Raw genomic sequence first — 12896 nt, 5'->3', positions numbered from 1 at the left:
AACAACGAGCCCAAAGAGGCAAAACATGACCGACACGACAAAGACCGAAACCGCCCTCTCCTCCGACGTCACCGAAGTGCGCGCACAAAAGCTTGCCAAGCTGCGCGAGACCATCGGCGATGTCTATCCGGCACATTTCCACCGCACCATGACCAATGCGGAACTGGCTGCGAAATACGAGGCGCTGGAGCCGGACACGGAAACTCAGGACGTCGTCACGGTCGCCGGCCGCGTCTATTCCTCGCGCAATTCCGGCATGTTCATGGATATCCATGACGCTTCTGGCAAGATCCAGATCTTCTCCCACAAGGACGTCACGCCGGAAGAAGCGCGCAACATGCTGCCGCTGATCGATCTCGGCGACATCATCGGCGTCACCGGCACCGTGCGCCGCACCAAGCGCGGCGAGCTGTCGATCAACGCGCAGCAGATCACCATGCTGACCAAGTCGCTTCTGCCGATGCCGGAGAAGTGGAACGGCATTGCCGATATCGAGATCCGTTATCGCAAGCGCCACCTCGACATCATGAGCAACGAAGAATCGAAGCTGCGCTTTCAGCAGCGCTCGAAGATCGTTTCCGGCATCCGCCACTTCATGGAAAACGACGGCTTCTTGGAAGTCGAAACCCCGATGCTGCAGACGGTTTATGGCGGCGCCACTGCCGATCCGTTCAAGACCTTCCACAACACGCTGAAGATGGACATGTACCTGCGCATCGCGCCGGAACTGTTCCTGAAGCGCACGCTGGTCTCGGGCCTTTCCGACAAGGTGTTCGAGATCAACCGCAACTTCCGCAACGAAGGCGTCTCTACCCGGCACAATCCCGAATTCACCATGATGGAATGCTACTGGGCCTATGCCGATTACGAGGACGTCATGGACCTCGTCGAGCGCCTGTTCGAAACGCTCGCCGTTTCGATCCACGGCACCCCGGAAGTCACCTTCGGCGACAAGCAGATATCCTTCAAGGGGCCGTTCAAGCGCGTGCCCATGCCCGACGCCGTCAAGGAAGCGACCGGCATCGACTTCCTCGCAATCAAGACGGACGAGGAAGCCCGCGCTGCCGCCAAGGCTGCCGGTTTCGAAGTCGAGAAGGACTGGACCTGGGGCGAATGCCTTGCCTTCATCTTTGAAGAAAAGGTTGAGGGCACGCTGATCCAGCCGAGCCACGTCACCCACTTCCCGAAGGACATCTCGCCGTTTGCCAAGGAAGTTCCGGGCGAGCCGCGCCTCGTCGAGCGTTTCGAAACCTATTGCAACGCCTGGGAAGTCGGCAACGCGTTTTCCGAACTCAACGACCCGGAAGAACAGCGCAAGCGCATGGTCGAGCAGCTAGAGCAGGCGCACGCCCGCGGCGAGAAGGACAAGCAGCTCGACGACGAGTTCCTTGACGCGATCGACCAGGGCATGCCGCCGGCCGGCGGCCTCGGCATCGGCGTCGACCGCCTTGTCATGCTTCTGACCAACGCCCCGTCGATCCGCGACGTCATCCTCTTCCCGGCCCGCAAGGCCAAGGCGGACTGAGGAACAGGCAGACAGGCCTGAAACGACAAAAAGGCGGCTGTAAAAGCCGCCTTTTTTCATATCCACTCTTCGCTGAACTTATATTCAATCCGCTGGCGGAGCATCACTTGTCGCAGTCGCGGCCTGTTGCGCCCTGAACTTTTCCAGCCATGCGGCACCGGCCGTATCGGCTGCGCTTGCACCGGAAGCCGCAGACGGTGGCCCTCCCGCATGAGCTTCTGCTTGCGCCGCCTCGGTAGTAGCCTTCGGCTGGCCTTTACTGTCAGATGCAGTCCCGGAATGAACCTCGTCAGCAGCATCCGACTTCGACCAACCCTTGCCACCCTCGGCCGTTGTTCTCGGCTCACGCGCAGGTTCTGAGGCCTGCTTGGCCTCATCCGCTGCATCAGCCTTGGCTTCCTTCTGCGCGGGAGCGGCAGGCTCATCGGCAGAACTGCCAAGGATCATGCTCTTTGCCTGATCGAAAAAGCTTTTTTCTGCGGCAGGCTTGTCAGTGGAGGAAGTGTCTGTCTTTGCAGCCTGCGCGCCATGGTTTTCACCGGAAGGCGCGGCCGCTGCAGGAACAGCCTTTTCCTCGCCCTGACCTGCCTCATGACCGGCAGTAGCTTCTTCCTTCGCACCGAAAACCATGCCGGTAATCGAACTGAGGAAACCACCGCTTTCAACGGCGGCGACCTCTTCGCTTTTTGCTTCGCTTTCGGCGCTGGCACCTTCTGCCGCCGGCGCTGCACCATGGCCAGAAGCCTTGTCGCCGCCAGAGGCCGCCGCTCCATGTCCGGACGCCTTTGGTTCTGCCTTGGCCGCCTCGCTGCCCTCTGGCAACGACGGGTCGATGCAGTCTGCCCTGTCGGTTAGATGCGCGTCGAGATGCTCGATATCCTCCAGCGGAAGATCGACCCGCATGCCGTAGAAATGGCCGCTGGCGCTCGGTGCGCCATCGAGGTAATAGGCGGAGTAATTCTCGGTCTGCCCACCTGCCGGGATCTTGGCAGGGTTTGGAATGTAGACGACCTGCGCGGCAATCGCGCGGCCGCGCATGTCCGCTGTATCTTTGGGGCCGGCACTGTCGATCATCGCGACCTGCACGAGACCGGCCTTTTCCTTTTCCTGCACCGCCCGTGCCACGCGCAAGGCCGTCTTCAGCCGCGAAATTCCGTCACCGGCCTGGTCGCTGGTTACATATTTGCGCACCCATATGCTGCCGTCGCGGCGCATCTTCTGCGTCTGCAGCGTCGTACAGGTCAGGCCGTTTATATCTTTATAGGATGGGCCAAGGATCTTGTCGGTTCCGATCAGCACCGCTGCCGAGCCGCTCGCGCCACAAAGAACCAACGCACCGCTGAGAAGGAAGATGAATTTCTTCGACAGCCGGATCTTCATTCGCCAACACCCGGCATAGTCAACTCCAGTTACGCAATACAAGTCATGGAACAATGAGGGCATATTCGCCCAATCTTATTGAAGAAACTTTAAGCGGATTTGTCAGGCCGCCGTTCCAAATCGGGACTCCGCGCTTATTGCGAATGATTTGCAAGAGCATTGACAGGCGGATTTTTGTCGCTAGTTTAAATTGCGAATGATTTGCAACAGCAATAACGGATCACGAATGTCGTTTTTGAGAATTGCATGCCTCGGTACCGGCCTCCTCGCCGGCCTGCTCTCCCTGCCCTTTTCCGCTTCGGCTGAGGAAAAGCCCAAGGTCGTCACCACTTTCACCATCATCGCCGACATGGCGAAGAACGTCGCGGGCGATGCGGCCGAAGTCGAAAGCATCACCAAGCCCGGCGCCGAGATCCACAATTATCAGCCGACGCCGCGCGACCTCCTGCGCGCCCGTGACGCGGATCTCGTCCTGCGCAACGGCCTGAACCTCGAACTCTGGTTCGAACGTTTCCTGAAAAATCTCGGAGATGTGAAGAGCGTCACCGTCTCCGATGGCGTCACCCCCATGTCGATTGCCGGCGGTGCCTATCAGGGCAAGCCCAACCCGCATTCCTGGATGTCACCGGAAAACGCCGTCATCTATGTCGAGAACATCCGCAAGGGCCTGACCGAGATCGACCCGGCCAATGCCGAAACCTATGCCGCAAATGCAAAGGCCTATTCCGACAAGATCCGCGCACAGGCCCAGCCGATACGCGACGAGCTGGCAAAACTGCCGGAAAATCACCGTTGGCTCGCCACCAGCGAAGGCGCCTTCTCCTATCTGGCCCGCGATTTCGGCCTCAAGGAGCTGTATCTCTGGCCGGTCAATGCCGATAGCCAAGGCACACCGCAACAGGTTCGCGCCGTCATCGATGCCATGCGCGAGCATGACGTGAAGGTGATCTTTTCCGAAAGCACAGTCTCCGACAAGCCGGCAAAACAGGTCGCCTCCGAAACCGGCGCGACCTATGGCGGAGTTCTCTATGTCGACTCTTTGAGCGAAGCAGACGGCCCGGTTCCCACCTATCTCGATCTCTTGCGCATCACCTCGGAAACCATTGCAAAAGGTCTCGCGCAATGAGGATGGGCAAGACCAAGCCAGTAGCTACCGGCATCAGGCTCGACAATGTCAGCGTCGCTTATCGCAACGGCCATACGGCGCTGAAACATGCCAGTTTCGAAGTGCCCAAGGGCACGATCACCGCACTTGTCGGCGTCAATGGCGCCGGCAAGTCGACGCTGTTCAAGGCCATTATGGGCTTCGTCAGGCTGACCGAAGGCTCGGTTGAAATCCTTGGAATGCCCGCCCGTGAGGCTTTGAAAAAGAACCTCGTCGCCTATGTACCGCAATCGGAAGAGGTCGACTGGAACTTCCCGGTTCTGGTCGAGGACGTGGTGATGATGGGCCGCTACGGCCACATGAATTTTCTCCGCATCCCGTCGCGCCGCGACCACGACATGGTCACCGAGGCGCTGAAGCGGGTGAACATGCTGGAATACCGCAAGCGCCAGATCGGCGAGCTTTCCGGCGGCCAGCGAAAACGCGTCTTTCTTGCCCGCGCGCTGGCGCAGGAAGGCCAGGTCATCCTGCTCGACGAACCTTTCACCGGCGTAGACGTGACGACCGAGGAGCAGATCGTCGCACTCCTCAAGGCCCTGCGCGACGAAGGCCGCGTCATGCTGGTCTCCACCCACAATCTCGGCAGCGTGCCGGATTTCTGCGACCGCACCGTCTTCGTCAAGGGCACCGTCATCGCCTATGGCAAGACGGCAGATACGTTCAACGAGGCCAATCTGGAAAAGGCATTCGGAGGCGTGCTGCGCCATTTCATCCTCGGCGGTGCCGACCTGCATGACGACGCCGATCCGCGCCGCGTCAAGGTCATTACCGATGACGAACGCCCCTTCGTCACCTATGGCAACGGCACAGAAAAAACCAAGGTGAAAAAGAAGAAGAAGGACAGCGTCGATGCTCCAGACGCTTCTTGAACCTTTCACCTACGGTTACATGCTGAACGCCATCTGGGTCTCGGCCCTGGTCGGCGGCGTCTGCGGTTTTCTCTCCGCCTACCTGATGCTGAAAGGCTGGTCGCTGATCGGCGATGCTCTCTCCCACTCGATCGTCCCCGGCGTCGCCGGCGCCTATATGCTCGGCCTGCCCTTCTCGATCGGCGCCTTCATGTCCGGCGGCCTCGCAGCGCTTGCCATGCTGTTCCTCAACCAGCGCACGCGGCTGAAGGAAGACGCCATTATCGGCCTGATATTCACCTCCTTTTTCGGGCTTGGCCTGTTCATGGTGTCGCTCTCGCCGACCTCGGTCGATATCCAGACCATCGTCATGGGCAACGTGCTTGCCATCAGCCCCGGCGATACGCTGCAACTCGTCATCATCGGCACCGTCAGCCTCGTCGTCCTGACCTTGAAATGGAAGGACCTGATGGTCACCTTCTTCGATGAAAACCACGCCCGCACCATCGGCCTCAAGCCCGATGCGCTGAAGGTGATGTTCTTCGCCCTTCTCGCCGCTTCCACCGTCGCCGCCATGCAGACCGTCGGCGCCTTCCTCGTCATCGCCATGGTGGTGACACCTGGAGCGACCGCCTATCTGCTCACCGACCGGTTCCAGCGCGTCATTCTGCTCGCACTCGGTATCGGCGCTGCCACCAGCTTCCTCGGTGCTTATCTCTCCTATTTCCTCGATGGCGCAACCGGCGGCATCATCGTCGTGCTGCAGACGGCCATCTTCCTTATCGCTTTCGTTTTTGCACCCAAGCACGGCATGCTCGCCGCCCGCCGCCGGGTGAAGGCCTCGTTGGAGGAAGCGATATGAGCGACACGATCGACCTCCTGCTTTTCCCCTTCCAGATCGACTTCATGCGCACCGCCTTTGCGGTGACGCTGATGATCGCTCTGCCGATAGCGATCCTCTCCTGCTTCCTCATCCTCAAGGGCTGGTCGCTGATGGGCGACGCCGTCTCGCATGCCGTCCTGCCGGGCGTCGTCATCGCCTATATGCTGGCAATCCCCTTCTCGATCGGCGCCTTCATCGCCGGCATGGTCTGCGCACTGGCAACCGGTTTCCTCAAGGAAAACAGCCGCATCAAGGAAGACACGGTGCTCGGCATCGTCTTTTCAGGCATGTTCGGCCTCGGCCTCGTGCTCTACGTCAATGTCCAGGCCGATGTGCATCTCGATCATATCCTGTTCGGCGACATGCTCGGCATCCTGCCGCAGGATTTGATCGAGACGACGGTGATCGCCATCGCCGCCACCATCTTCCTCGTCATCTTCCGCAAGGACCTGCTGGTCCACGCCTTCGATGAGCAGCATGCAAAGGCGATCGGCCTGCCGACCCGCCTGCTGCATTACGGCCTGCTTGCCGTCCTTTCGCTGACGGTCGTCGGAGCCTTGAAGGCAATCGGTATCATCCTTTCCGTGGCCCTCCTGATCGCCCCCGGCGCCATCGCCTTCCTGCTGACCCGCCGTTTCACCGCCATGCTTTTGACGGCGGTCGCGGTCGCACTCGGCTGCTCCCTCGGCGGCATCTATCTGAGCTTTTTCCTCGATAGCGCCCCCGCCCCCACCATCGTGCTTTTGATGACGATAACCTTCATCGTCACCTTCATTCGCACCATGCTCGCCTCCCGCGCCGCGGCCTGATCTGGTCGCGGGCATATACCCGCTTGCGTAACGATAGATCCGGGTATATACACACATCAAGATGTCGAACGATACATGCCACTGCATCCTGTTGCGCAAGGCGACCCGCAAGGTCTCGTCCTATTATGACGAGGCGCTGGCACCGCTTGGCGTCAATATCGGCCAGTTCAGCCTGCTCAGAAACATCCGGCGTATGGAGCCGGTGTCGCTGACCGATCTGGCGCACAAGGTCGAACTTGATCGATCGACCGTCGGTCGCAATGCCAAGGTGCTGGAGCGAATGGAACTGGTCGCCATCGGCCATGGCGAGGATCAGCGCGAAGCCGTGCTGACCATCGCACCGAAAGGCCGCGAAATACTGGAAAAAGGCGCCCCCCTCTGGGATGGCGTGCAGGACGACATAGAGGCCCGCCTCGGACACGAAAAAGCCCGGCAGTTGCAGGACCTGCTCGCAGAACTCTGATTTTTTGGCCAATATACGGGCATCTACCCGCAAATATGGAAGATTACTCCCAATAGGCCGCGGCACCCCGGCAGCAAAAGAAGGAAACCACGAATGATTTCGACAGGCGTTGCCGGCTGGATGGCGGCGAGAAAACTCCATTACGGATGGGTCGTTGCAGCAACCACCTTCCTGACCATGCTGGCAACCGCTGGTGCCATGGGTTCGGCCGGCGTGATGATCCAGCCGCTGCACCAGGAATTCGGCTGGGATATCGCCGATATCTCCACCGCCATGGCCGTTCGTCTCGTGCTTTTCGGCCTGCTCGGGCCTTTCGCCGCCGCCTTCATGAACCATTTCGGCGTCCGTCAGGTCGTATCGACGGCACTCGGCATGATCATCTTCGGCATCGTCGCCTCCTTCTTCATGACCGAGGTCTGGCAGTTGCTGCTGCTCTGGGGTGTCGTCATCGGTGTCGGCACCGGCATGACGGCTCTGGTGCTTGGCGCAACCGTCGCCAGCCGCTGGTTTTCCAAGCGCCGCGGCCTCGTCATCGGCCTGATGACAGCGAGCAACGCCACCGGCCAGCTCGTATTTTTGCCCATACTCGCGGCCCTGACGGAAGCCTATGGATGGCGCACTGCCCTCACGCTGACCGTCGCCGTCCTCGCCACGACCTTCGTTCTCGTCCTGCTGCTGATGCGTGACCACCCGGCCGATGTCGGCCTGCCCGCCTATGGCGAAACCGCAGTCAACAAGGCTCCGAAGCAGGACCACAAGCTTCTCGCCACGCTTTTATCCCCGCTCATCACCCTGAAAAGCGTTTCCGGCAACCCGGTTTTCTGGGTTCTGTTCGGCACCTTCTTCGTCTGCGGCCTCTCCACCAACGGCCTCATCCAGACGCACTGGATCTCGATCTGCGGTGATTTCGGCATGGCGGCCGTCACCGCAGCCGGCACGCTTGCCGTCATCGGGATTTTCGATTTCATCGGCACGATCTTCGCCGGCTGGCTCTCCGACCGTTACGACAACCGCATCCTGCTTTTCTGGTTCTACGGACTGCGCGGCCTATCGCTGATCTACCTGTCCATGTCTGGTTTCAGCACGCTCGAACTCTCCGTCTTTGCGATCTTCTATGGTCTAGACTGGGTGGCGACCGTACCGCCGACGGTCAAGCTCGCGGCGGAAAGCTTCGGTCGCGAGAAAGCCGGCCTCGTCTTCGGCTGGGTCTTCACCGGCCACCAGCTTGGGGCCGCAACCGCAGCCTTCGGTGCCGGCTGGTTCAAGAGCGACTACGACACCTATATGCCCGCCCTGCAGATCGCAGGCGTCATGTGCATGCTCGCCGCAGTCTCGGTCATGCTGCTCCGGAAGCCGGCAAGCCCTGCCCCGCTATCCCAACCGGCCTGACTACTCAGACTCCGGGCCGGCAATCCATGCCGGCCCCTCCCCGCCGAAGCACTGTCGCTTCAATCCGGCTGTCCTTGGAATTCTTGAAGGCCTCCAGCGTCAGACTGACATAAAAGGCCACGATTATCGTCAGCAGCAACACCATCGCCGAAGCGCTGAGCAAGCCCGAATAGGCGTGGAAGGCGTCCGTCATCTGTATCTCCAATCCTGTTTTCCTGGATTGAATCTACCGATCAACATCACTCGCTGATTTCCGTTTCGTTTCAAAATATGTCTGTCGCGCCTGATGGCGTATCATGCCGCCCGTTTCGAACCGGCCTGGCCGGCCGCAGCCTCCGGTTCGCGGATGCGATTACGCCGGTTGAGCTTGAAGTGATTGACGAGTTCGACAAGCTGCGCTGCACCCGCCGCCAGCGACCGGCTGATCGTCGTCGTCTTTTCGACCATGACCGCATTCTGCTGGGTCATCCGGTCGAGCTGCGAAACCGTGCTGTTGATCTCCGAAAGGCCGGTCGCCTGCTCCTGCGCAGCCGTCGCCAATGACTGCACATTGCTGTCGATCGACGCGACGAAGGTCTCGATCTCGTGCAGCGCCGAACCGGTCTCGTCCACCAGCCGCACGCCTTCCGTCACCTCGCGGCCCGACTTATCGATCAGCGTCTTGATTTCCTTGGCGGCGGTTGCCGAGCGCTGGGCAAGCTCTCGCACTTCCTGCGCGACGACGGCAAACCCCTTGCCCGCCTCACCCGCCCGTGCGGCCTCCACGCCGGCATTGAGCGCCAGGAGATTGGTCTGGAATGCGATCTCGTCGATCACGCCGATGATCTTGGTGATCTCGCCCGACGCATCCTCGATCCGCTTCATCGCCGTGATGGTTTCCTTGACGACTGTGGACGAAGCCGTTGCAGCTTCCAGTGCATTCTTCACCAGCTTGCGCGTCTCGACGGTGTTGGCAGACGATGCGCGGATGGTCGAGGTCACCTGCTCCAATGCCGCAGAGGCCTCCTCGAGCGATACCGCCTGCTCCTTGGTGCGGGCGGACATCTGATCGGCCGCCTCGTGCATCTCCTGGCTGGAGCCGTTCAGCATGCCGGTCTGTCTCAGCACGCCCATCAGCGTTTCCTGAAACGCGCCGATGGAGGCGTTGAAGTCCCGCCGCAGCGGCTCGAACTCGGAGCTGAACGGAACATCGATCGTCTGTCGGATATTGCAGTCCGCGAGACGCCCGAGCCCTGCGCCAAGTTCCTTGACCACGGTCATGCGCTCGGAAACATCCGTGGCAAACTTCACCACCTTGAACACGCGGCCGCTGTCGTCGATGATCGGATTGTAGGAAGCCTGGATATAGATCGGCTCACCTTGTCTGTTGACCCGGGTAAACTGCCCGGTGGAGAACCGGCCTGCGCGAAGCTCGTGCCAAAATTGCTTGTATTCAGCGGAGCGCGCATAATCCGGCTCGCAGAACATCGAATGATTCCGCCCGACGATCTCGTCCAGTTGGTAGCCCAGCGCGTGGAGGAAATTCTCGTTCGCCGTGATGATCTCGCCTTCAGGCGTGAATTCGATCACCGCCTGCGCTCTAGACAGCGCTTCCAGCTTGCCGCGGTTTTCCAGCGCATCCTTGCGCGATGCCGTGATATCAGTGGCGATCTTCACCACCTTGTAGGGCTTGTTGCCCTTGAAAAGCGGATTGTAGGAAGCCTCGATCCAGACCTCGCGACCACCCTTGCCGAAACGCTTGTATTTGCCCTGGTCGAACGTGCCCTTCGCCAGCCCCGCCCAGAAATCCGCATAGTCCTTCGACGCGGCGTCCGTCGGATCGACAAAGATGCGGTGGTGCTTGCCGACGATCTCGGACAGCGAATAGCCGACCGTCCGGCAGAAATTCTCGTTGGCGGTCAGGATGATGCCGTTGAGGTCGAACTCGATGATCGCCTGCGAGCGATTGAGCGCCTCGACAAGGGCTGCGTTGGACTGCATGTGGCCGAAAGGCAAACCGACCATGGATATCTCCGCTTGGCTATTTTTGCCGGAAGGCTATCCACCTTTAATAAAGTTTAAGTTAATTAAGCACTTGATCGAATTCAACTTTACGGTGTCAACGAGCAGACTGCCTCCCGCAGATGGAAGCCTGCCTGAACATGAAAAAGGCCCGCCTTGCGGCGAGCCTCCCAATGCTTGGCGGTGGTTCTTGTGATCAGGCAGCAGCGAGCGTAAGCTCTTTCTTGACCATCTGGCGCAGAATTCCGAGGTCCTTGGCGAACAGGCGAATGCCGTCAGAAAGCTTTTCGGTCGCCATCTGGTCTTCGTTCAGCATCCAGCGGAAGGTCTTCTCGTCCATCTTGATCGGCGCAACGGCTTCGAACTTCTCCGGCGAGAGCTTGCGTTCCAGCGAGCCCTCGGCCTTGTCCAGCTCGTCAAGCAGGTTCGGCGCGATCGTCAGGCGGTCGCAACCGGCCAGCGCTTCGATCTCGCCCACGTTGCGGAACGACGCACCCATGACGATCGTGGAGATGCCGTTGGCCTTGTAGTAATTGTAGATCGAGCGAACCGAAACGACACCCGGATCGGTTTCCGCCGTGTAATCCTGGCCGGTCGACTTCTTGTACCAGTCGAGAATACGACCGACGAAGGGCGAGATAAGGAATGCCTTGGCATCTGCGCAGGCAACGGCCTGGGCATGGCTGAACAGCAATGTCAGATTGCAATCGATACCTTCGGCCTGCAGCACTTCGGCAGCCTTGATACCTTCCCAGGTGGAAGCGAGCTTGATCAGGATGCGTTCGCGCTCGATGCCACGTGCCTTGTAGGCAGCAATGATGTCATGCGCCTTCTTGATCGAGGCTTCGGTATCGAAGGAAAGGTCGGCGTCGACTTCGGTCGAGACGCGGCCCGGGACCAGACCGGCAAGCGCGGAACCGACATCGATCGCCAGGCGGTCGGCCACGGCAGCCGCAATCGCCTCATCATTGCCGCCCTGCTTCTTGCCCCAGGCAACGGCTTCCTTGAACTTTTCGGCAAATGCATCAGAGCCGATCGCCTTCAGTACGATCGACGGGTTGGTGGTGCAATCGACCGGCTTGAGACGGGCAACGGCCTCGATGTCGCCGGTGTCGGCGACGACGGTGGTCATGGAACGAAGTTGCTCTAGTTTTGACGTCATCCGAATTGTCCTCACTGATGGCTGTCGGCGCTGGAGGCACCGATTTTGCTCCTCTGGCATGTTATTTAGATAACATCCGCGGAAGGTAAAGAAGTCAAGACATTTGTCCTTCTCAATTGACATATGTTCCAATGAAGACGATATCATGACCAGACGCGCAGGAATTGCATATTCCGCATTTCGGGAGGATTGAGCGCCTTGGCCAGATTAAGACGCGAGAGCCATACGACCTATTCCGACGCGACCTCCCAGAGGCTTCGCGCCGCATGGCTTTACTACAATCAGGGCCTGACCCAGAAGGACGTCGCGGAAAAACTAGGCGTCAGCCGCTCGACCGTGATCCGCATGCTCGATGAAGCCATGAAGCGCTCCGAAGTGCAGATCTGGATCTCTGAAGGCGTCGAAAGCTGCGTCGAACTCGCAATCCGGCTGGAAAAGGCCTACGGGCTGGATGAGGCGGTCGTCGTCCCGACCCCGCGTGATAGCAGTGCCGATGCGCTTGCAGGCGCCGTCGGCCTGGCGCTCGGGCAATTCTTGTCAGATGTCATTCAGGACGACATGACCATCGGCGTCGGCTGGGGCCGCACCATGACCGCTTCCCTCTCCAGCTTCCGCCCCGCGCGCCATAACAACGTCAAGGTCGTCTCCTTGCTCGGTGGCATCGTCGCCGTTCACCAGACGAACCCGATCGACTTCACCTGGCGGTTCGCCGGTCAGCTCGGCGCCGAATGTTACATGTTCCTCGCCCCTCTTCTCGTCGATACGGTCGCCACCAAGCGTGCTCTTATCGACAAATGCGGCCTCGACACCATCTACAACCTTGCCGAGAATCTCGATCTCGCCGTCGTCAGCTGTGGCGATATCGGTCCGCATTCTACCTCGCTCTCGGAAGGCTTCATTTCGAAGAAGGAGTTGGACCGCCTGATCGCGTCAGGCTGTGTCTGCGATACCATGTTCAACTTCCTGAACGAGGAAGGTCATTCCGTCGATCAGGCGCTGAACGAACGGGTCATGTCGGTCGATCTCGATACACTGAAAAAAGCGAGACATATCGTGCTCTCGTCAGGCGGTTCCCACCGCGCGGTCGCCATCCGCGCCACCATCCGCCGTATCGGCTGCAACACGCTGATCACCGACGAAACGGCGGCAAAGGAACTGCTGCGACTGGCTGAAGAGGATACAGCCACGCCTGAAGCCGACTAGCCGGCGCGATCCCGCAAAAACAGCTTTTCATGGGACGCGCTGGAAACAGGTCTGCCAACCGTTTGACA

General features: G+C 59.8%; 12 protein-coding genes. 8 read left to right on the top strand and 4 right to left on the bottom strand.

The features are described from left to right. Window positions 1–25: 25 nt before the first annotated feature. Window positions 26–1525, top strand: coding sequence for a lysine--tRNA ligase (lysS, locus tag MRBLMR1_RS01680; RefSeq protein WP_148143238.1), 1500 nt, complete (start codon window positions 26–28; stop codon window positions 1523–1525). Between the two features lie 84 nt (window positions 1526–1609). Here lysS and MRBLMR1_RS01675 read toward each other — a convergent pair whose 3' ends face one another. Continuing rightward, a complete protein-coding gene (locus MRBLMR1_RS01675; protein ID WP_183685265.1) occupies window positions 1610–2905 on the bottom strand; it encodes a hypothetical protein in 1296 nt (431 codons plus the stop codon). A 226-nt stretch (window positions 2906–3131) separates the two neighbouring features. On the opposite strand from MRBLMR1_RS01675, the gene MRBLMR1_RS01670 reads away from it, so the two are divergent. From MRBLMR1_RS01670 to MRBLMR1_RS01645, 6 genes are all read left to right on the top strand, one after another. Beyond that, window positions 3132–4031, top strand: coding sequence for a metal ABC transporter substrate-binding protein (locus tag MRBLMR1_RS01670; protein WP_500063518.1), 900 nt, complete (start codon window positions 3132–3134; stop codon window positions 4029–4031). After that, window positions 4028–4939, top strand: a complete 912-nt coding sequence (locus MRBLMR1_RS01665) for a manganese/iron ABC transporter ATP-binding protein (RefSeq protein ID WP_148143234.1) — start codon at window positions 4028–4030, stop codon at window positions 4937–4939. Before MRBLMR1_RS01670 ends, MRBLMR1_RS01665 begins: the two co-directional genes overlap by 4 nt. Next, on the top strand, window positions 4920–5780 hold the full coding sequence (locus MRBLMR1_RS01660; RefSeq protein WP_148143232.1) for a metal ABC transporter permease: 861 nt from the start codon (window positions 4920–4922) through the stop codon (window positions 5778–5780). The genes MRBLMR1_RS01665 and MRBLMR1_RS01660 overlap by 20 nt, the downstream gene beginning before the upstream one ends. After that, window positions 5777–6610: a metal ABC transporter permease gene (locus MRBLMR1_RS01655; protein ID WP_148143231.1), complete on the top strand. Its 834-nt coding sequence runs from the start codon at window positions 5777–5779 to the stop codon at window positions 6608–6610. The genes MRBLMR1_RS01660 and MRBLMR1_RS01655 overlap by 4 nt, the downstream gene beginning before the upstream one ends. A gap of 61 nt (window positions 6611–6671) precedes the next feature. After that, complete coding sequence (locus MRBLMR1_RS01650) at window positions 6672–7073, top strand: MarR family winged helix-turn-helix transcriptional regulator (protein ID WP_148143229.1); 402 nt, start codon at window positions 6672–6674, stop codon at window positions 7071–7073. Window positions 7074–7166: 93 nt separating this feature from the next. Beyond that, window positions 7167–8462: an MFS transporter gene (locus MRBLMR1_RS01645; protein WP_148143227.1), complete on the top strand. Its 1296-nt coding sequence runs from the start codon at window positions 7167–7169 to the stop codon at window positions 8460–8462. Window positions 8463–8466: 4 nt separating this feature from the next. On the opposite strand, the gene MRBLMR1_RS01640 is transcribed toward MRBLMR1_RS01645, so the two are convergent. The 3 genes from MRBLMR1_RS01640 to tal all read right to left on the bottom strand — a co-directional run bounded on the left by MRBLMR1_RS01640 (window position 8467) and on the right by tal (window position 11625). Beyond that, a complete protein-coding gene (locus MRBLMR1_RS01640; protein ID WP_148143225.1) occupies window positions 8467–8655 on the bottom strand; it encodes a hypothetical protein in 189 nt (62 codons plus the stop codon). A 101-nt stretch (window positions 8656–8756) separates the two neighbouring features. After that, entirely contained in the window at window positions 8757–10466 is a 1710-nt protein-coding gene (locus MRBLMR1_RS01635) for a methyl-accepting chemotaxis protein (protein WP_183685266.1), read from the bottom strand. 193 nt (window positions 10467–10659) lie between these two features. Beyond that, on the bottom strand, window positions 10660–11625 hold the full coding sequence (gene tal / locus MRBLMR1_RS01630) for a transaldolase (RefSeq protein ID WP_148143223.1): 966 nt from the start codon (window positions 11623–11625) through the stop codon (window positions 10660–10662). A 198-nt stretch (window positions 11626–11823) separates the two neighbouring features. Between tal and MRBLMR1_RS01625 the strand changes: the two genes are divergently transcribed. After that, window positions 11824–12828 (top strand): sugar-binding transcriptional regulator, encoded by a 1005-nt coding sequence (locus MRBLMR1_RS01625; RefSeq protein ID WP_148143221.1) that lies wholly within the window; start codon window positions 11824–11826, stop codon window positions 12826–12828. The last annotated feature ends 68 nt before the right edge of the window (window positions 12829–12896 follow it).

The sequence above is a fragment of the Neorhizobium sp. LMR1-1-1.1 genome, assembly GCF_040675795.1.
In the GTDB taxonomy this organism is placed as follows: domain Bacteria; phylum Pseudomonadota; class Alphaproteobacteria; order Rhizobiales; family Rhizobiaceae; genus Neorhizobium; species Neorhizobium cellulosilyticum.
Note: the sequence above shows the minus strand (reverse complement) of the source record. Positions and strands in the feature narration are given on the sequence as shown.